This is a genomic window from Bifidobacterium kimbladii (genome assembly GCF_032193675.1).
GTDB classification, from domain to species: domain Bacteria; phylum Actinomycetota; class Actinomycetes; order Actinomycetales; family Bifidobacteriaceae; genus Bombiscardovia; species Bombiscardovia kimbladii.
Genome location: NZ_JASTZZ010000001.1, coordinates 241301 through 260304, shown reverse-complemented (window position 1 = coordinate 260304; position 19004 = coordinate 241301). Strand labels below are relative to the sequence as shown.

The following is a 19004-nucleotide window of genomic DNA, read 5'->3' as shown; positions in this document are numbered from 1 at the left end:
AGATGCATACCAAGAAGGGGACGGACCAGATTCAGATCCCCGGCAGAATAGAGGCCAGGCCGGTGCGCAAGCCGGGGCCGATCGTGGCCGCCGTCATCGTGGCCGTTTTCGTGGCCATGCTGATCCATGGCATGGTGACCAATCCCAACTTTGATTGGCCCACGGTCTGGAAGTATCTCTTCAACGAGCATGTCCTGGACGGCATCAAGTGGACCCTTCTGCTGACCGTCTACGCCATGGTTCTGGCCACAATCCTGGCCATCATCCTGGCGGTCATGCGCAAGTCGTCCAATCCGGTCCTGCGTTGGGTCAGCTGGTTCTTCATCTGGTTCTTCCGCGGCACTCCTGTATATACCCAGCTGGTCTTCTGGGGCCTGCTCTCCGTGCTGATTCCCAAGCTGGCCATAGGCATCCCCTTCGGGCCGGAGTTCTGGAGCATCGACACCAAGACCGTGCTCAACGCCACCGTGGCGACGGTTCTGGGGCTTGGACTGAACGAGGCTGCCTACCTTTCCGAAATCGTCCGCGCCGGCATCGAGGCTGTGGACCCCGGCCAGGAGGAGGCCGCCAAGGCTCTGGGCATGCCGCCCTCCATGATCATGCGACGGATCGTCCTGCCTCAGGCCATGCGCATCATCGTGCCGCCTACCGGCAATGAAACCATCGGCATGTTGAAGACCACATCCCTGGCCCTTGCCGTGCCCTTCACCCTGGAGCTCCAGTTCGCCACCAACGCCATCGCCAACCGCATCTACAAGACCATCCCGCTGTTGATCGTGGCCTGCATCTGGTACCTGGTCATCACCTCCGTTCTGATGGTCATTCAGGCCCAGCTGGAGAAGCACTACGGCAAGGGCTTCGACTCGCGACCCCTGGCCGGATCAGGGGCCAAGGACGGCAAGGATGGCGAGGACCCGCAGACCCGTCAGGAAACTGACAAGGTCAACAAGGTCATGATGGCCGGGCTGAACGCCTGAGCGCAGGAGGAAAATCATGGACGAGGACAGGCAGACCAGGAAAAATGGGCAAGTCAATAAGAATCCGGCTATCGTCATCAGGAATGTGCACAAGGTATTCGGCGACCAGCATGTACTGCGGGGGATCAACCTGGAAGTCATGCCCGGCACGGTTACGGCCGTCCTGGGGCCTTCCGGCTCAGGCAAGTCAACGCTGCTGCGGCTGATCAACCAGCTGGAGACCCGCACAGCAGGCGAAATCTATGTGGATGGCGAGCTGACGGGATACAGGAAAATCAATACCGGCAAAGGTTCTGTGCTGCAGACCCTGGATGACAAGGCTATTGCCAGGCAGCGATCCAAGATCGGCATGGTCTTCCAGCGTTTCAACCTCTTCCCCCACATGACTGCCTTGGAGAACGTCATGGAAGCGCCGGTCCATGTGGGCCGGGTTCCCAAGGCCGAAGCCCGCCAGGAGGCTCAGGCCCAGCTGGAACGTGTAGGGCTGGAGGACAGGATGGACTATTATCCTGCCCAGCTCTCCGGCGGTCAGCAGCAGCGTGTGGCTATCGCGCGAGCCCTGGCCATGCACCCCGACATCATGCTCTTCGACGAGCCCACCTCAGCCCTGGATCCTGAGCTGGTGGGAGAGGTTTTGGGGGTCATGAGGCAGGTTGCCCAACAGGGCATGACCATGGTGGTGGTCACCCATGAGATGGGCTTCGCCCGCGAGGTGGCCGAGCAGATCGTCTTCATGGATCAGGGAGTCGTGGTGGAGCAGGGAGGCCCTGACATCATCGACCATCCGCACTCCGAGAGGTTCGCTGAATTCTTGCATACCGTACTCTAGGCTCAGCAGGCTCAGGCCCTGTCCAGGTTGTAGAAATTCCGGCAAGAAGCCTTCCGGACAGGCGACGGCGGAACTCCCATGGCTAGACTGGGGTCCATGTGCGGAATCGTCGGTTATGCGGGATCGGTGCGGACGGCCTGCGGCAGGCCCCTGGAGGTCTGCCTCAAGGGTCTGGAACGTTTGGAGTACCGGGGCTATGACTCGGCTGGAGTGGCTCTTGCTGCCCCGGGAATGACGCAGGTGGCCATACGCAAGAAGGCGGGGCGTCTGGGCAATCTGGTTGCTGATCTGAAGACCAAGCCCATGCCCGAAGCCACCGTGGGCATCGGGCACACCCGCTGGGCCACCAATGGCGAACCCACTGATGTCAACGCTCATCCCCACACCAGCCGCGACGGCAAGGTCGCGCTGATCCACAACGGGATCATCGAGAACGCCTCAAGGCTGCGGCTGGACCTGGAGACCGAGGGATACACCTTCGTGTCCTCCACGGACACCGAAGTGGCGGCCAAGCTTCTGGGCAAGATTGCCCAGGAGATCGTCGATGCCACCGGCCAGCCCGACATCTTCGAGGCCATCAGGCGGTTGGCCCGCATGCTCAAGGGAGCTTTCACCATCCTGGCTGTGGACTCACGTCAGCCTGATCTGGTGGTGGGCGTCCGACACGATTCGCCGCTGGTGGTCGGCCTGGGAGACGGGGAGAACTACCTGGGCTCCGATGTGGCGGCCTTCGTAGCCTATACACGCCAGGCCATGGAGCTGGGGCAGGACCAGGCCGTCTGCATCAGCGCGGACCAGGTCAAGGTCACGGACTTCCAAGGGCACCCGGTGGAGCATCCCCGCCGTTATACCGTCGACTGGGATGCCTCAGCCGCCGAAAAGGGCGGATGGGACTCCTTCATGGACAAGGAGATCCACGAGGACCCGGCTGCCGTCTCCAACACCCTGTTGGGCCGATACGACGAGTCGGGCGACCTGGATCTGGACGAGGTCCACATCGATGAGGAGGTCTTCCGCCAGATCGACAAGATCATTGTTGTGGCCTGCGGAACGGCCTCCTACGCAGGGCTGGTGGCCAAGTACGCCATCGAGCACTGGGTCCGCATCCCGGTGGAGGTCGAGCTGGCCCATGAGTTCCGCTACCGTGATCCCATTCTGACCCCGCGCACCCTGGTCGTGGCCATATCCCAGTCAGGAGAGACCATGGATACGCTGATGGCGCTTCGCCACGCACGCGAGCAGGGTTCACGAGTTCTGGCCATCTGCAACACCCAGGGGTCCACCATCCCCAGGGAGTCCGACGCTGTGCTCTACACCCACGCCGGCCCCGAAGTGGCTGTGGCCTCCACCAAGGCCTTCCTGGCCCAGATCGTGGCGGCCTACCTGCTGGGTCTCTACCTGGCCCAGGTCAAGGGCACCATGTATCGAGACGAGATCCACCAGACCATCGACAGCCTCAAGGCCATGCCGGCCAAGATCCAGAAGGTGCTGGACGGACAGGCCGAGGTCATCAGGCAGACGGCTCAGCGCATGTCCAAGGCCCGCTCCTTCCTCTTCCTGGGTCGGCATGTGGGCTATCCGGTGGCCCTGGAGGGGGCGCTCAAGCTCAAGGAGATCGCTTACATCTTCACCGAGGGGTTCGCCGCTGGCGAGCTCAAGCACGGGCCTATCGCCCTGGTGGAGCCGGGAGAGCCTGTGGTGGTCATCGTACCCAGCGCACGGGGCCGCAATGTGCTGCACGACAAGGTCATCTCGGCCATCGAGGAGGTCAAGGCCCGTGGCGCCTTCACCATTGTCGTGGCCGAGGAGGGCGACCCGGACGCCGACCGCTATGCTGACGTGGTCTTTTGGAGGCCGCCCTGCCCAACCCTGCTAAGCCCCCTGGTGGACGTGGTCCCCCTGCAGCTGTTCGCCTTGGACATGGCCCGGCTCAAGGGTCTGGATGTGGACAAGCCCCGCAATCTGGCCAAGTCTGTCACGGTGGAATAGGGTCCCATGGCTGTCGAGTCCGGGCAGCGGGGGCACCGGATGGTCCTGGAGGAGCCGCGGATCCCTTTCGAACCCAGAATCATCTACGAGGACCAGCGCATCATTGTGGTCGATAAGCCCCATTTTCTGGCTACTATGCCTCGAGGGATGTGGTACGCCAGTACTGTGCTGATCCGAATGCGCCGACTCTACGGGGAGCCCGACATCATCCCTGCCCACCGACTGGACAGGGCCACGGCAGGCGTGCTGGTTCTGGTGCGAGATGCGTCTGCCAGGCGGGCCTATCAGATGCTCTTCCAGGAGCATCGCGTGCGCAAGATCTACCAGTGTCTGGCGCCGGTGCGACCCATAGCTCGCTCGCGGACCGGCACCGTGCGACACCTGGATCCGCCCCGGGTCTTCCCGCTAGAGCGCCGCTCCAGGGTGATCAAACGCCGTGGGGTTCTCCAGGCCTGGGAGGAGCGAGGGCCTGTCAATGCGGTTACTCGGGTCGATTTGACGGCGGGCCTGGGATGCCTGGCCACCTACACCCTTTACCCGAAGACCGGCAAGACCCACCAGCTTCGTGTGCACATGAACGCTCTGGGGCTGCCCATAGTGGGTGACGATCTCTACCCCCGAATCCAGTCCCGGGCCTATGACGACTTCTCCAGACCACTGCAATTGGTGGCCCGTCGCTTGGAATTCACGGACCCCTTCACCGGGGTTGATCGAACTTTCACCTCTTCCGTTCCCTTGGAGCCTCAAGGAAAAGCCTGAACAGTCAGACTGGTAAGACATAATGGTCAGGGGATCCCCGAGCCGCGGGACGACGTGGACGCGGCAGGCATCCCCGTCCGAGGTTTGAGACGGACCAGGAGGTTCTACCCATGAGCAAACCGACACGGCGGCCCTATCGATGGCCCAAGCATCTCAAGGGTCAGCAGTCCCTCTGGTACGGCTGCGACTACAACCCCGACCAGTGGCCTGAGGATACATGGGATGAGGATATCAGGCTGATGACCAAGGCAGGGGTCAACGTGGTGGCCTTGGCGGTCTTCTCCTGGTCGCGCATAGAGCCCAGCCAGGGGGTTTTCGATTTCGACTGGTTGGATCGGATCATCGACAAGCTGGGCCGGGCGGGCATCGGGGTGAACCTGGCCTCGGCCACGGCCTCGCCTCCATTGTGGCTAACCCAGGCCCATCCTGAGGTTCTGCTCAGGGACGAGCGTGGCGACACGGTTTGGCCCGGGGCCCGGCAGCACTGGCGGCCCACCTCGCCGGTCTTCCGCTCCTACGCCTTGAAACTCTGCCGGGCCATGGCCGAGCACTACCGGGACAACCCCTATCTGGTGGCCTGGCATGTGGGCAATGAGTATGGCTGTCACAATCGCTTCGACTATTCCGACGATGCCATGCGGGCCTTCCAGCGCTGGTGCCGCCGCCGCTACAAGGACATCGAGGCCGTCAACCGCGCCTGGGGCACGGATTTCTGGTCACAGAGGCTGAGCGACTTCTCGCAGATTCTGCCACCGCGTTTCATCGGCCAAGGGAATTTTCAGAATCCGGGCCGCATGCTGGACTTCGAGCGATTCAGCTCCGATGCCCTCAAGGATTTCTACATGGCCGAGCGGGACACCCTGGCTGAGATCACCCCGGACATCCCCCTGACCACCAACTTCATGGTCAGCGCCGGCGGATTCGCCCTGGACTATGACGACTGGGGCGACCAGGTGGACTTTGTGGCCAACGACCACTATGTGACGCCTGGCAGGGATCATCTGGAAGAGCTGGCCTATTCCTCCAGCCTGGTGGATGCCATCGCCCGCCGGCGTCCCTGGTGGCTTATGGAGCAGTCCACCTCGGCGGTCAACTGGCGGCCGGTCAACCCCCGCAAGGAGCCCGGACAGCTGGAGCGCGACTCCCTGGCTCATCTGGCGCTTGGTGCTGATGCCATCTGCTACTTCCAGTGGAGGCAGTCCCGGGCTGGCGCGGAAAAATTCCACTCGGCCATGTTGCCTCATGCCGGCGAGGACACGGCAGTCTTCCGTGACGTCTGCCAGCTTGGAGGGGACCTGGAGGGACTCTCGCAGGCTGGTTTGGCCGGCAGTACGCTGGCCAAGGCCCCGGTGGCCCTGGTCTTCGACTACGCAAGCCAGTGGGCCAGCTCCCAGGCAGCATCGCCCAGCGACCGGGTCGAGCATGGCCAGGAGCCGCCGGTCTGGTACCGGGCCTTCCTTGACAACGCCATCCGGCCCGATGTCCTGCCGGTCAGGGCCGGATGGGAGGAGTATCCGCTGGTGGTCCTGCCAGCCCTCTACCTGATTGACGCTGACCTCTCCAAGCGGCTGCACAAGTATGTGCATGGTGGAGGGCGGCTGATCGTCACCTGGGGCAGCGGCATCGCCGACGAGCAGGACCGCGTCTGGACCGGTGGGTATCCGGGGCCGCTTCGGGACCTGCTGGGTCTGTCGGTCGAGGAGTTCGCACCCATGGCTCACGGCACACCTGGCCTGCTGGATCACCTGGACCTGACCAACGGGGTCACGGCGCACGACTGGGCCGATGTCATCAGTCACCTGGACAAGGGCACCGAGGTCCTGGCTAACTACCGGGCGGATCCCTGGACAGGGATGGATGGCATGCCGGCCATGACCGTCCATGATTGGGGTCATGGCAAGGCCGCCTACCTGGGTTGCCGTCTGGATGCCCAGGATCTGGCCAAGGTTCTTCCTGCCCTGCTGGAGGCCCTGGATATCGCTGATATGAGGTCAGTCCAGGGCGACCCCGATCTGTTGAGAGTTGAGCGAGTCAGCAAGGATGATCGGACGCGTTTCGTCTTTCTGTTCAACCGGTCCAGGCATCCAGTGCAGGTTCAGCTGGAAGGCCAAGCCCTGGTGGGCTCGCTGGCCGGCATTGACGGGGATGGCAAGCAGGCCAGTCTGCAGGTCAATGGCGCGCTGGTGCAGCGTGTGGTCGGCCATCGGCATTGAGCTGGTGAATCCTGTACATGCCGGCGAAGATCAACTCGGGATCGTAGACCTCGATCAGGTCGGTGTCTTCTGAGAAGGTACGACCCATGCCGCCCGTGGCCACCACGTGGAAGTCCCGGCCTATCTCGCTGCGGTATTGGCGAATGATCCGCTCCAGACCGCCGAGGAAGTTGTAATAGAGCCCGGCCTGCATGGCCGTCCTGGTACCCGTTGCCATGATGGTCTGAGGGCGGGTGATCTCCACCTGGGGGAGCTGGGCGGTCTGACCGGCAAGGGCCTGGGCCCCGGAACGGATGCCTGGCACGATCAGACCGGAGCGGATGGCGCCCCTGTCATCCACATAGTTGAAGGTGGTGGCCGTGCCGAAGTCGATGACCAAGACTGGCCCTCCGTAGCGGTGGAAGGCGCCCACGCAGTCAGCCAGGCAGTCGGCGCCCAGGGAACGCGGATCATCCAGACGGATGTTCATGCCTGTCTTCACGCCGGGGCCCACCACCATGGGGTCGATGGAAAAGAAGCGGATCAGGCAGGACCTGACGGCGTGCATGACCGCGGGAGCCACCGACGAGATGATGGCATCCTGCACATCCGCAGTCTTGTAGCCGGCCAGGGCCATGAGCTGCCCCAGCAGAAGCCCGAACTCATCGGCCGTGTGGTCGATCCTTGTGGTCAGCCTGTAGGAGGCGGCGACCTGGTCGCCCTCCATGAATCCGACCTCGATGTTGGTGTTGCCGATGTCGATGGCCAGCAGCATGTCTCTTCCTCCCCTGCCGTTGTCCGGGCGCGTGGCGCTTTCCGGATCCATCCTAAGCGCATAAGCCTGGGTGATGGCTTCGGGGAGTATGCTGGTGGGCGGTGATCGACCAAAATGGCGGTCAACCACAGCATAAGGATTCGTCAATGAACGCAGATCGACACGGCACGCATGCCCATGGCAGCGTGACCGCAGCAGATACAGAGGCGGCCCAGGAGTCAGGCCCCAGCACTGACCCCGAACTCAACGCCAGGATCAGGCCTATGAGGTCGGGTGGCAACACCCTGCCCTGGAAGCTGCTCAGTCTCCTGCTGGCCCTGGCCTTGGCGCTCTCCCTGTGGACCGGGCATCGTGGGCCTATTGGCCAGGCCGAGGGAGGAACCGTTGCGGACACAGTCACGGTGGGGCTCAAGCTGGCTCCCACCAATCTGGACATCCGCAACCAGTCGGGTACGGCGCTGGATCAGCTTCTGATCGGCAATGTCTATCAGGGCCTGGTGTCGCGGGATTCCCGGAACCAAGTGCGCCCAGGGCTGGCCAGGAGCTGGAATGTCTCCGAGGACGGCCTGGTCTATACCTTCCAGCTGCATGAGGGCATCCGCTTCTCCAACGGTCATGCTCTTCAGGCCCAGGACGTGGTCGACTCCATTCGCGGGCTCATGGCAGGCCACTACCAGGGCAGCGAGATGCTGGAGGGCTTCCAGGGCGTTGAGGCCACAGATCCGCTGACGGTGCGCCTGACGCTGTCCAGACCCTACCAGGACCTGCTCTGGCAGTTGAGCGGCCGGGCTGGCCTGGTCTTTGACCGTCGTGCTCATTACGACATGAAGACCCAGGCCGTGGGATCCGGCCCGTACCTGCTGGAAAGCTTCCGGCCAAACGACTCGGTCACCCTCAAGGCCGATCCGCACTACTGGGGCAGCGACAAGCCTAAGACGCCAACCATCGTCATCCGTTACCTCAACGACGACAACGCTGCCGTCAACGCCCTGCGCAGCGGGGATGTGCAGGTGCTGGCTCCGGTCACCGAGAACCTGGCCAGTCCTTTCCGCAAGAGCCGCGACTTCCAGGTCAAGGCGGGCGACGACACCGACAAGTACGTTCTGGCCATGAACGGCAAGGGTGGCGCCACATCCGACCCGCTGGTGCGGCAGGCCATCCGCCATGCCATCGACCATCGGCAGCTGATCGCCTCCCGGGGCGGATCGGACAGGGCCCTAGGCGGCCCCATACCCTCCCTGGATCCCGGCTATCAGGATCTGACCGGGCTCTACCCCCACGATCCTGGGCAGGCGCGGCGGCTTCTGGCCCAAGCCGGGTACGGTCCCGGTCACCGGCTCAGGCTGCGACTGACCTATGCCAACACCTACGGCAGCGAGTTGGGCGATCAGCTGCGCTCGCAGCTGCGTCAGGTGGGCATCGACCTGGATGTGCGGGTGGTGGAGTTCTCGGTTTGGCTCCAGGACGTCCATGCCAACAAGGACTATGACCTGTCTCTGGTGGATCATGGCGAGAGCCACGACTTCCATCAGTGGGCCAACCCCGGCTACTACTACAACTATGACAATCGTCAGGTCCAGGAGCTCTATAGGCAGGCCATGGCCACGACCTCCGCCGATGACTCCGACAGGCTCCTGGCCCAGGCCGCCCGGATTGTCAGCAACGATGCGGCGGCGGATTGGCTCTTCAACTACCGGGTGACCACGGCCTGGCGGACGGGGTTGGAGGGCTTCCCGGTCGATCTGAACCAGTCCCTCATGCCCTTGTCCGGCGTGACCTACAGGCGGGGATAGCCATGGCCAAATTCCTAGTGCGGCGCCTGGTGCTCTTCATCTTGGCGCTGATGGGCATCTCCCTGCTGATCTTCCTGGCACTGCGCATCCTGGCCGGTGACGTGGCCGCCGTCATGGCCGGGCTGGATGCTCCGCCTGCGCGTGTTGACCGGCTGCGTCGGCAGATGGGCCTGGACCGCTCCTACCCAAGGCAGTATCTGGACTGGATCAGCGGCTTTCTGCAAGGGGACCTGGGCAGGTCCATTCTGACCAACCGTCCCATCGCCTCCCAGGTTGGTGTCCGGGCCCAGATCACCTTCCCGCTGATTCTTCTGGGGCTGGGTGTGGCCCTGCTGCTGGGCATTCCCCTGGGCTGCGCGGCCGCTTTGGCGCGCTCGCCACGGATGCAGTCCTTCAGCCACATGGCCGCCATCGTGGGCGGATCCGTACCCGCCCTCTGGTCAGGACTGCTGCTGATCATGCTCTTCGCCAAGGGCAGCGGCCTGATTGGCCTGCTGCCCTCCCAGGGCTTTCCTGCTCTCGGCTGGGCTCAGCCGGGTCAGGCCTTGGCGGCTTTGATTCTACCTGCTCTGTCCACCGGCATCATCGTGGGTGCCGGCATCATGCGGTACACCCGCTCCTTGTTGGGCGACATGCTCTCTTCGGGGTATGTGGACATGGGCATGGCCTGCGGGATGACCCGGACCCAGGCTGCTCTGCGCATCGGTCTGCGGCTGGCTTCCCCCCAGCTGGTTTCGGTGATCGGGTTGACCATGGCCGAGATGATCACCGGGGTCATGGTCAGCGAGAACCTGTTCGCCCTACCGGGGCTGGGCTCCATGCTGATCACCGATGTGGGCAACCGGGATCTTCCGGCTGTTCAGTCCGAGCTGCTTCTGCTGGCGGCCTTCTTCCTCTTCCTGGGACTGCTGGTGGACGTTATTCATAGGCTGATCGACCCGCGTTTTCGAGGTGCGGCCAGACAGGAGGTGGCTGCCTGATGAGTTGGGGACACGCAGACAGGCCCCATCTGGGATTGAGGGCCATATTCCCAGGCCAACTGGGATTCTTCGGACGGATGCGGGTGGTGTTGTCCAGCATGTGGCGCAAGGCCTCGGGGCGATACTCGATGACTGTTCTGGCCATATGGATCCTGGTCTCCCTGATTTCCAGGTTCTGGACCCCGGTTCCTATTTGGACTACCGACGGGTACCGGATCTGGCAGGCCCCCAGCCGCGACCACCTGCTGGGAACGGATGGCACCGGGGCAGACATTCTCTCCTGGCTCATGGCGGGATCGGCCACCAACCTGGCCATCAGCCTTCTGGCGGTCCTCCTATCAGGCGTACTTGGACTTCTTCTGGTCATGGCCATGGTCTCGCGCCGTTCAGGAGTATCACAGACGGTCGTGGTCCTGGTCGACGCCCTGATTTCCCTGCCCACAGTTCTGCTGGCCCTGATTCTGGCTGTCCCCCTAGGCCCCAGCATCGCCGTGGTCGTCGTGGCCTGCGGGTTCGGCTACGGACTCAACCTGGCCCGGATCGTACGGCCCCAGGCGCTCCTGGCGGCAGAGTCGGACTATGTGCAATCCGCCCGGCACAGCGGGGTCGGATCCTTCAGAATCTTCTTGACTCATTTGGTGCCCAATGTCATTCCCGTCCTGTGCGTGCAGCTTTCCATGTCGGCGGGGACCTCGGTTCTGGCTGAAGCAGGGTTGACCTACCTGGGGGTGGGCGTTCCCTCCGGCCTGCCCTCCTGGGGGCACTCACTGACCACTTCGGTCAAGTTCATCAATGTCTTTCCACTTACTGTGCTCTGGCCTGGCCTGGTGGTCACGATGGTGGTGGTTGCTCTGAACCTATTCGGCGACGCTCTGCGTGATGCCATCGATCCGGTTACCAACCCCAGGCTCAGGGCTGCCGTAGCTGCCGCCGGACGGTTCACTCTTCAATCCGGGCAATCAGATGACGCTGATCATCATGTCGGGGATGCGGTCCATACAGGCGAGGGAGGCCAATCATGTCGCTGAATATTGACGGCCTGAGCCTGTCCATCAATGGCCGCACCATTCTCGACCAGGTGGACCTCAAAGTCGGGGACGGCCAGCGGGTAGGCCTGATCGGCTCCTCAGGCTCCGGAAAGTCGATGATCGCCCGCAGCGTTTTGGGCACCACACCACTGACGGCCTCCCTGTCGGGATCCATTCTGGTGGACGGGCTCCAGATTCTCGGTTCGGACGACCGGTCCCTGGCGGACCTGCGCGGTTCTCGGATGGGCATGATCTTTCAGAATCCTTCCACGGCCCTGAACCCGGTCAAGAAGATCTACAGCCAAGTTGAGCTTCCTCTTCGCCGCCACTATCGTCTGAGCGTCCAGGAACGGCGCAGGCGGGTCATGGAGATATTGGCCCAGGTCGGGTTGGATGCGGATCTGGCTGGATCCTATCCGCATGAGCTATCCGGGGGACAGCAGCAGCGGGCGGCCATAGCCACGGCCCTGGTCACCAAGCCCAGACTGATTCTGGCAGACGAGCCGACCACGGCCCTGGATGCCATAACCCAGCGGCAGATTGTGGACCTGTTGGTCTCCTTGGTCGACCAGAGCGGGGCCTCCCTGCTGTTCATCACCCATGATTTCTCTGTCCTGGCTCGGGTTGCCGATTACTGCTACATCCTCGAAGCAGGGCGAGTGGTGGAAAGCGGGCAGACGCAGAGCATTCTGCGTAGTCCATCCAGTCCGCAGGGCAGGACCCTGGTGCGAGCGGCCAGAGAGTTGACGCTGAGCACAGATGGAGGCAAGCATGAGGACGACTGACGGTGCACATGCCGATCCGATCCTGACCGGGAAAGGCCTGACCAAGGTCTATGCCTCTACCGGCAGCGGCATGGCTCGGAAGGCTGCGGTTGACGGAATTGACATCTCCCTTCTGCCGGGGGAGTGCCTGGCGATCATAGGGGAGTCCGGTTCAGGGAAGACCACGCTTTCCCGTCTGCTCCTAGGTCAGTTGAGGCCTGATGCCGGGCAGGTGACATATCAGGGCAGACCAGTTCTGCATGGTTCCCCGGCCGCCAAGGCGCTTGCCCAAGACTCTGCTCTGGTCTTTCAAAACCCCTTCACCTCCCTCGACCCGCGGTGGACCATCGGCCGGTCAGTCGCCGAACCTCTTCTGGCTGCCAGGCGCAGGGGGAGTGGGCACCTATGGCATCGTCGTCAAGATGGGACAGACCTTGCTGATCGGGTGGCCAAGGTCTTGTCAGAGGTTCAGCTTGACCCAGGCGCGATCATGACGGCTTATCCCTCCGATCTGTCCGGAGGCCAGGCTCAGCGGGCGGCCATAGCCCGGGCCCTTGTTGTCAAGCCTCGGATACTCTTGGCCGATGAGCCCATGAGCGCCATTGACGTTTCAGCACGCGTTGGGATTCTTCATACCCTTCAGTCCATCATGGCCCAGTCCAGAAAGCAGAGCAATCCGTCAAATGGCATGTCCATGATCATCATCTCCCATGATTTGGGCGTGGTTCAGCACATCGCGGACAGGGTCATGGTGCTCAGTCAAGGAAAGGTGGTGGAGGAGGGGCCTGTGAAAGCCATCCTCGATCACCCCAGTCAGTCCTATACCCGTCAGCTACTGGCAGCTGCGACCCTATAGGTACCGGTGCTCATCGGCATTCTGGCCAAGCAAAATTACATGAGTGCATGCCCGTCCTTGACGGAATGAAGGAGGGCAGCGAGAGCATCTGTGCAGAGAAAACGGACGGTTAAAGACTGCACCTGATTTGACGGTTGGTAGAGCAAATCGTAGACTGTTGGTTAGTTACTCAAGTAACTAAGTAATAAACAGTAATGCAGATCCTAATTCGACGCCCCGAATCAAGGCAGACAAGGCGGTCAAACGATGGCGATCGAAATACCGGATGGTCGGCCCGTTTTCGTGAAGGTGGCAGACCGGTTGACCGAAGCCATAGCCGAGGGACTGGTCGCCGATGGTGAAAGGATTCCCAGCACCACGGAAATCTCGACTGCCTACCAGATCAACCCGGCCACAGTCCTCAAGGGAATGAACCTGCTGGTCGACCGGGGCCTTCTGGAGAAACGGCGGGGGCTGGGCATGTTTGTCACTGTCGGTGCGGGCCGGAGCGTTCGAGAGCGTCGCAGGAGGGAACTCCTGAACGGAAGGTTCCAGGATCTGGTCGAAGAAGCCAAGGCTCTGGACGTATCCCGTGAGGACCTGGACGCCATCATAGAAAGGGTCTACCAATGAGTCTGACAGTTTCCAAGGTGGACAAATCGTACGGAAAGCTGAAGGCCTTGGATGAGATCTCACTCTGCTTTGAGCCCGGTAATATATACGGACTCTTCGGGCGGAACGGGGCCGGCAAATCCACCCTGTGCAATCTGATGGCGGGCAGGACACTTCCTGACCAGGGGCTGATCCACCTGGATGGAAGCGATCTGGTCAGCGACTCAAGAATCGTTCGCCGCGTGGCCCTGGTCAACGAAACCTGGCCTTATCCATCCCGACGACACATTAGACAAGCATTCGCCATGGCCGAGGGGTTTTACGGTGGTTTTGACTGGCACTTGGCTGAGCGTATTCTTAAGAGCTTCGCATTGAGGCTGACTGACACTTTTGCTTCCCTCTCCATGGGGCAGCGTCAGGTGGTCAAGGACGTCATCGGACTCTGCCTGCCTGTGGAATACCTCATTCTGGATGAACCGACGACAGGAATGGATGCGGCGGCCAGGGAGAGGATCTACTCCTTCGTTCTGGAAGCCTATCAGCACCGCGGACCGACCATGATCATCGCCACCCATATCATCAACGAGGTCAGCCAGCTCATCTCCCGCGCCACGATCATCGACCAGGGGCGGGTCCTGCGATCTTTCAGCGTGGATGATCTGTCTGCCCTGGGGACCACTGTCACGGGCCGTCCGCCTGACGTGGAGGACTATCTTGCCCAGAGCGACCCGCCGCTGCTGAGCAGGCAGCGTATCGGCGATCTGCTGCGCGTCAGCTTCGAGGGGCCGGTGCCTAACGAGCAGCCCAAGGGGCTTATTGTCGCCCCCATGGATCTGCAGACCTACTTCGTCCAGATAACGGAAGGAGCGGCACAATGAATAACACGCAAGTTGCAGGGGCAGTGCGGACGAAGACCAAGCCGGGGTCAGACAGCCCCGACCTAGGTGCCGGACCTGCTGAAGGCTGGGCTCAAATCAAGTGCTTCCTGTCGCCTGCGGTGCAGACCCGGATGACCCTGCGCGTACAAGCGATGCCAAGGCTGACCGTCTTTGTGATTTGGGCTCTCGTCCTCACTCTGGGAGTTATGGGGTTCATCCCCTTGAGCTCCGGATTCACCGGTCTGTTCACCGAGATGGTGCTCATGGCCACCGCCTTCGTCTGCTCACTGACGACTTTCCGGCCCCTGATCTCCAATGCTGTGACCCGGTCCACAATCGCATGGACCCAGATCATCTCCAATGTGGTCATGGCCCTGGCGACAACCACTTTCATGATCGCGGTCGCGATTATCAGCAGCCTAGGCCAAATCGGATGGATGCCCTTTACGGAAAGCTACCAAAGGTTTCTCGTACAGGGCTGTTCGCCTTGGAAACTGACTCTTGATCCCTGGAGTGTGTCATGCTTTAACCAGTCGTATGCCCAGCAGCCGTCCCGTTGGCTGGCTCTGGCGCTGCATGTCTTTATGGTGCAGGTAGCCTTCGTTCTGCTTGGCCAGGTGCTGGGTGACCTGGCCGCCCGTCTTGATCGAAAAGGCAGATGTCTGCTGCTGATAGGGCTGTTGATCTGTGTTGGTTTCTGGCATTCGATTTCCGGCTGGAATTTCTGGGGGTGGCAGCAAACGGCGGTTCAGATGATCAACCTTATGCGCGGCCATTGGATGTACAAGACCTTAAGCCCCTTCATGAATGTTGATTTATGGGGATACGTCACCGTGTATTTACTCTGGCCCCAAGTGGTCTTCACATTAGTCTTCTCCGCCATATGCATCCTGTTCAGCTACTGGCTCACCAGCCGTCGGCAGCTACCAGCTATCCAGGGGCTCAGCATTCTGGGTTAGTGGCAGGATAGCTAAGAATTCCAGCGACGATTGACCACATGGTCGTTCGCCCACTGCTTGACTCCTGTCGGGGCAATAGACTGGGGAATCATGGTGGACATCCAGGATGCAGGGCAGGCGCTGAAGAGGTATTTCGGATATGAGTCCTTTCGCCCGGGTCAGGAGGATTTGGTCAAGGCTATCCTGAACGGGCAGGACTGCCTGGGCGTTATGCCGACCGGTGCAGGCAAGTCTATTTGCTATCAGATTCCTGCCACTCTTCTGGATGGTCTGACCATCGTCATCTCTCCCTTGGTTTCTCTGATGAAGGACCAGGTGGACGGGTTGGAGGATGCCGGCATACAGGCCTCATTCGTTAATTCCACCCAGGATATGGATGAGCAGTTCCTGGCCCTGGCTCAGGCTGCCCAGGGACGCAGCAAGATCCTCTACGTGGCTCCCGAGCGGCTGGATGCCCCCAGATTCAGGGAATTCGCCCAGCATACAAAAATTTCCCTGCTGGCGGTGGATGAGGCCCACTGTGTATCCCAGTGGGGTCAGGACTTCCGCCCTGCCTACTTGGGCATTGGCGACTTCATCAGATCCCTGCCCGACCGGCCCACGGTGGCAGCCTTCACTGCTACGGCGACCGAGAAGGTTCGGCGTGACATCGTATACATGCTAGGCCTTGACGATCCTTACGTGGCGGTGACGGGTTTCGACAGGCCCAACCTCTTCTTCGACGTGATCAAGCTGGAGAGCAAATACAAGAATCGCTGGGTGGTCCAGTACGCACTGAAGCATGGCGATGATTCTGGCATCGTCTACTGCGCCACCCGCAAGGAGACCGAGGCTCTGGCTGATGACCTGACCAAGGCCGGTGTCAGTGCTGTCAGCTACCACGCTGGCATGGATGCACAGGACAGGGAGCAGGCGCAACGGGACTTCGTCAACGACAAGGTGCAGGTGGTCGTGGCTACCAATGCCTTCGGCATGGGCATCGACAAGTCCAACGTACGTTATGTCATTCATCACAATATGCCTGAGAGCATCGAGGCCTATTACCAGGAGGCCGGCAGAGCGGGACGTGACGGCGAGCCAGCCCGTTGCTCCCTGCTGTGGAACGAGAGCGACATCGTCACCCGCAGGCGCCTCTTGGACATGGACAACGGCAACGACAGGCTGACCGGTGAGCAGACTGAAGCAGTCAGGGCCGAACACCGGCGTCTGCTCAACGTCATGATCGGTTACTGTCGAACCACCGGCTGCCTTCACCAGTACATGCTGCGGTATTTCGGCGAGGAGGTGGACCAGGCGGCCGCAGGTCTTTCGCCTGCCGAGGCCGATAAGGGCAAATCCGTCCCAGTCGGGCATCCTGACACGGGCAGCGGCGGCTGCCAGAACTGTTCCAACTGTCTGAGCACCTTCACGACCATCGACGTCAGCGATGTGGCCCGTGCCATCAGCAGGTGCGTGCATGATGTGAACCAGGGATTCGGATCCGGCAAGATCGCGCAAATTCTCCGAGGTTCGCGCTCGCAGGATCTTCTTCGGCGAGGGTTGGATCGGTGCCCTAGCTATGGCGCTCTGGATCAGGTTCCAGAGGCGCGAATCCGTGACGTGCTCAACCAGATGGCCTCGGACGGGTATCTGTATATCACCGAAGGGCGGTTGCCCATGGTCCATTTCGGGCCCAAGGCCGCGCAGACGGTCAGTCCGGACTTCCATTACGAGATCAAGCGGACGGAACGCCCACGCGCCTCGGGCAAGGTCTACGGCGGCAGGTCTTCTTCGACTGTCGACGATGATGGTCTCGATCAGGCCGCTGCTAGCGATGCCAGCCCAGAGGATGAGGAACTTTTCCAGAAGCTGCGCGACCTGCGGACCAGCATAGCCCGCAAGATCGGCAAGCCTCCCTACATTGTCTTTTCTGACAAGGCACTGCGCGATATGTGCCGTCTTCGTCCGGCTGATGAAGCAACCTTCTTGGCCGTCAATGGTGTGGGGCAGCACAAGCTGGAGCAGTATGGACCCCAGTTCATGGGTGTCATCTCCGAGTTCTCGGCCAGAGGAGGGGTGGATGTGGTCAGGGGCACTGCCGAATCTGATAGGTAGGTCGACCTACCATGAGACATACACGACTTCATCAAGGTTGCCTTTCATACCGGGCGCCCGACAGGAAAGGAAATAACAATGGCTGACAAACCTATTGTAGAGAGCTTCCAGCTGGATCACACCAAGGTCAAGGCGCCCTACGTTCGTCTGATCGACGAGGAGAAGGGGCCCCAAGGAGACATCATCTCCAACTATGATCTCCGTCTGGTTCAGCCCAACCAGAACGCCATTCCAACTGCCGGGCTGCACACCATCGAGCACACCATCGCCGTGCTCCTGCGCGAGCGCATCCCCGGTTACATCGACTGCTCGCCTTTCGGCTGCCGGACGGGCTTCCACCTGCTTGCCTGGGGCCGTCATTCGACCGAGGATGTGGCCAAGGCCCTGAAGGAGTCGCTGGAATTCATCGCCGAAAAGGCCACCTGGGACGACGTGCCCGGCACCGAGATCACTTCATGCGGCAACTATCGCGACCATTCGCTCTTCTCGGCCAAGCAGTGGAGCCGCGACATCGTGGCCGCCGGCATCAGCTCCGATCCTTTTGAGCGCAAGCTGGTCTGATCGCTGACAGGCAAACAACTGGGCCTGAGGAAGGGTATGTTCCTTTCCCCAGGCCCAGTTCGATGCAACAGACGAAAGCTCAACTACGAAGTATGGTTTCGATCTGTTTCATCTGATCGTCATCAATCTGCATGGCTGGTTCGCGGATGCGCGTGCTGATGGGAAGACCCTGCAGTCGCACAGCTCCCTTGATGGCCGACACGAACAAATCCGCAGTGTCGTAAATCGCCATCAGGTGGTTGATGCGTCGGGCCTTGTCTAGTGCAGTCCGGTAATCGCCCTCTTGATAGGCCTGATGCATGGCCACGAAGGTTTCCGGCTCCACGTTGGTCAGACCTGATAAAACACCGTTGCCTCCGCAGATGCGATTGACCATATAGTATTCGTCGAATCCGGAGAAGACCGAGAACTCAGGGCTGACACGTCTGACTGCTGATACGACTCGGCGTGTGTGGCTGATTGTGTCCACGGTGTCTTTGATGCCAACGATGTTTGGACATTCCCGGGCCAGTCTAGCGACCAACTTCGGGGAGCAGTCGTTACCTGTACGAGCAGGGAAGTTGTAGAGGATCACCGGTACAGCCGAGGCCTGGGCGATGCTGGTGAAATATCGGTAAGCGGTTGGTTCCGAAGGACCGAAATAATAGGGGCTGACAGCCACCACGGCATCGGCGCCGATTTCTCCAGCAAACTTGGTCAGATCCATAACCCGGTCCATGTCAGTGTCGCCTACTCCGACGAATACCTTCATGCGCCCTCGTATATGGTCGACGGCGAATTGCAGGGCTGAGCGCTTCTCTTGGAGATCATAGGCATAGAACTCGCCGATGCTTCCGAACAGGAGCACCCCATTAATGCCAGCCTGGATCAGATGGTCCAGATGTCGTCCCCACAGGTCGGTGTCGATGACTCCTTGATCGTCGCTGATGGTAATCGACGGGCAGAATATTCCCTCGAATTTAGCTGATGATGTGCTCAT

General features: G+C 61.1%; 17 protein-coding genes. 15 read left to right on the top strand and 2 right to left on the bottom strand.

Annotated features, from left to right (window positions below; translation table 11 throughout):
• Nucleotides 1–2: 2 nt before the first annotated feature.
• The 5 genes from QRX41_RS01050 (at nucleotide 3) to QRX41_RS01030 (ending at nucleotide 6767) form a co-directional block, all read left to right on the top strand.
• Nucleotides 3–977: an amino acid ABC transporter permease gene (locus tag QRX41_RS01050; protein ID WP_045924718.1), complete on the top strand. Its 975-nt coding sequence runs from the start codon at nucleotides 3–5 to the stop codon at nucleotides 975–977.
• Nucleotides 978–993: 16 nt separating this feature from the next.
• Nucleotides 994–1806: an amino acid ABC transporter ATP-binding protein gene (locus QRX41_RS01045; RefSeq protein WP_313838167.1), complete on the top strand. Its 813-nt coding sequence runs from the start codon at nucleotides 994–996 to the stop codon at nucleotides 1804–1806.
• Between the two features lie 96 nt (nucleotides 1807–1902).
• Nucleotides 1903–3795 carry a glutamine--fructose-6-phosphate transaminase (isomerizing) gene (gene glmS, locus QRX41_RS01040; RefSeq protein ID WP_313836341.1) on the top strand — a complete coding sequence of 631 codons (1893 nt, stop codon included), beginning with the start codon at nucleotides 1903–1905 and terminating at the stop codon, nucleotides 3793–3795.
• 6 nt (nucleotides 3796–3801) lie between these two features.
• Complete coding sequence (locus QRX41_RS01035; RefSeq protein ID WP_313838165.1) at nucleotides 3802–4554, top strand: pseudouridine synthase; 753 nt, start codon at nucleotides 3802–3804, stop codon at nucleotides 4552–4554.
• Nucleotides 4555–4664: 110 nt separating this feature from the next.
• Complete coding sequence (locus QRX41_RS01030) at nucleotides 4665–6767, top strand: beta-galactosidase (protein ID WP_313838164.1); 2103 nt, start codon at nucleotides 4665–4667, stop codon at nucleotides 6765–6767.
• On the opposite strand, the gene QRX41_RS01025 is transcribed toward QRX41_RS01030, so the two are convergent.
• Entirely contained in the window at nucleotides 6724–7521 is a 798-nt protein-coding gene (locus tag QRX41_RS01025; RefSeq protein ID WP_045924713.1) for a type III pantothenate kinase, read from the bottom strand. The genes QRX41_RS01030 and QRX41_RS01025 overlap by 44 nt on opposite strands.
• Before the next feature lie 146 nt (nucleotides 7522–7667).
• Here QRX41_RS01025 and QRX41_RS01020 point away from each other — a divergent pair, with 146 nt between their 5' ends.
• The 10 genes from QRX41_RS01020 (at nucleotide 7668) to QRX41_RS00975 (ending at nucleotide 18025) form a co-directional block, all read left to right on the top strand.
• A complete protein-coding gene (locus tag QRX41_RS01020; RefSeq protein ID WP_313838163.1) occupies nucleotides 7668–9314 on the top strand; it encodes an ABC transporter substrate-binding protein in 1647 nt (548 codons plus the stop codon).
• 2 nt (nucleotides 9315–9316) lie between these two features.
• Nucleotides 9317–10294 (top strand): ABC transporter permease, encoded by a 978-nt coding sequence (locus QRX41_RS01015; protein ID WP_313838161.1) that lies wholly within the window; start codon nucleotides 9317–9319, stop codon nucleotides 10292–10294.
• A gap of 77 nt (nucleotides 10295–10371) precedes the next feature.
• Entirely contained in the window at nucleotides 10372–11322 is a 951-nt protein-coding gene (locus QRX41_RS01010; protein ID WP_313838688.1) for an ABC transporter permease, read from the top strand.
• Entirely contained in the window at nucleotides 11313–12107 is a 795-nt protein-coding gene (locus QRX41_RS01005) for an ABC transporter ATP-binding protein (RefSeq protein ID WP_313838159.1), read from the top strand. Before QRX41_RS01010 ends, QRX41_RS01005 begins: the two co-directional genes overlap by 10 nt.
• Complete coding sequence (locus tag QRX41_RS01000) at nucleotides 12094–12942, top strand: ABC transporter ATP-binding protein (protein WP_313838158.1); 849 nt, start codon at nucleotides 12094–12096, stop codon at nucleotides 12940–12942. Before QRX41_RS01005 ends, QRX41_RS01000 begins: the two co-directional genes overlap by 14 nt.
• Before the next feature lie 246 nt (nucleotides 12943–13188).
• Entirely contained in the window at nucleotides 13189–13554 is a 366-nt protein-coding gene (locus QRX41_RS00995) for a GntR family transcriptional regulator (RefSeq protein WP_045924708.1), read from the top strand.
• On the top strand, nucleotides 13551–14411 hold the full coding sequence (locus tag QRX41_RS00990) for an ABC transporter ATP-binding protein (protein ID WP_313838156.1): 861 nt from the start codon (nucleotides 13551–13553) through the stop codon (nucleotides 14409–14411). Before QRX41_RS00995 ends, QRX41_RS00990 begins: the two co-directional genes overlap by 4 nt.
• A gap of 131 nt (nucleotides 14412–14542) precedes the next feature.
• Nucleotides 14543–15370 (top strand): hypothetical protein, encoded by an 828-nt coding sequence (locus tag QRX41_RS00985; protein ID WP_313838154.1) that lies wholly within the window; start codon nucleotides 14543–14545, stop codon nucleotides 15368–15370.
• A 90-nt stretch (nucleotides 15371–15460) separates the two neighbouring features.
• Nucleotides 15461–17464: a RecQ family ATP-dependent DNA helicase gene (locus QRX41_RS00980; protein WP_313838152.1), complete on the top strand. Its 2004-nt coding sequence runs from the start codon at nucleotides 15461–15463 to the stop codon at nucleotides 17462–17464.
• A 78-nt stretch (nucleotides 17465–17542) separates the two neighbouring features.
• Nucleotides 17543–18025, top strand: coding sequence for an S-ribosylhomocysteine lyase (locus QRX41_RS00975; RefSeq protein ID WP_024626660.1), 483 nt, complete (start codon nucleotides 17543–17545; stop codon nucleotides 18023–18025).
• Between the two features lie 79 nt (nucleotides 18026–18104).
• Here the strand turns inward: QRX41_RS00975 and QRX41_RS00970 are convergent, their stop codons facing one another.
• Nucleotides 18105–19004: a dihydrodipicolinate synthase family protein gene (locus QRX41_RS00970; protein WP_313838149.1), complete on the bottom strand. Its 900-nt coding sequence runs from the start codon at nucleotides 19002–19004 to the stop codon at nucleotides 18105–18107.

Coding starts and splice junctions, on each gene's coding strand:
- QRX41_RS01050 (WP_045924718.1), top strand. CDS start 3: ATGCATACCAAGAAGGGGACGGACCAGATTCAGATCCCCGGCAGAATA.
- QRX41_RS01045 (WP_313838167.1), top strand. CDS start 994: ATGGACGAGGACAGGCAGACCAGGAAAAATGGGCAAGTCAATAAGAAT.
- glmS (WP_313836341.1), top strand. CDS start 1,903: ATGTGCGGAATCGTCGGTTATGCGGGATCGGTGCGGACGGCCTGCGGC.
- QRX41_RS01035 (WP_313838165.1), top strand. CDS start 3,802: ATGGCTGTCGAGTCCGGGCAGCGGGGGCACCGGATGGTCCTGGAGGAG.
- QRX41_RS01030 (WP_313838164.1), top strand. CDS start 4,665: ATGAGCAAACCGACACGGCGGCCCTATCGATGGCCCAAGCATCTCAAG.
- QRX41_RS01025 (WP_045924713.1), bottom strand. CDS start 7,521: ATGCTGCTGGCCATCGACATCGGCAACACCAACATCGAGGTCGGATTC.
- QRX41_RS01020 (WP_313838163.1), top strand. CDS start 7,668: ATGAACGCAGATCGACACGGCACGCATGCCCATGGCAGCGTGACCGCA.
- QRX41_RS01015 (WP_313838161.1), top strand. CDS start 9,317: ATGGCCAAATTCCTAGTGCGGCGCCTGGTGCTCTTCATCTTGGCGCTG.
- QRX41_RS01010 (WP_313838688.1), top strand. CDS start 10,372: ATGCGGGTGGTGTTGTCCAGCATGTGGCGCAAGGCCTCGGGGCGATAC.
- QRX41_RS01005 (WP_313838159.1), top strand. CDS start 11,313: ATGTCGCTGAATATTGACGGCCTGAGCCTGTCCATCAATGGCCGCACC.
- QRX41_RS01000 (WP_313838158.1), top strand. CDS start 12,094: ATGAGGACGACTGACGGTGCACATGCCGATCCGATCCTGACCGGGAAA.
- QRX41_RS00995 (WP_045924708.1), top strand. CDS start 13,189: ATGGCGATCGAAATACCGGATGGTCGGCCCGTTTTCGTGAAGGTGGCA.
- QRX41_RS00990 (WP_313838156.1), top strand. CDS start 13,551: ATGAGTCTGACAGTTTCCAAGGTGGACAAATCGTACGGAAAGCTGAAG.
- QRX41_RS00985 (WP_313838154.1), top strand. CDS start 14,543: ATGACCCTGCGCGTACAAGCGATGCCAAGGCTGACCGTCTTTGTGATT.
- QRX41_RS00980 (WP_313838152.1), top strand. CDS start 15,461: ATGGTGGACATCCAGGATGCAGGGCAGGCGCTGAAGAGGTATTTCGGA.
- QRX41_RS00975 (WP_024626660.1), top strand. CDS start 17,543: ATGGCTGACAAACCTATTGTAGAGAGCTTCCAGCTGGATCACACCAAG.
- QRX41_RS00970 (WP_313838149.1), bottom strand. CDS start 19,004: ATGAGCACATCATCAGCTAAATTCGAGGGAATATTCTGCCCGTCGATT.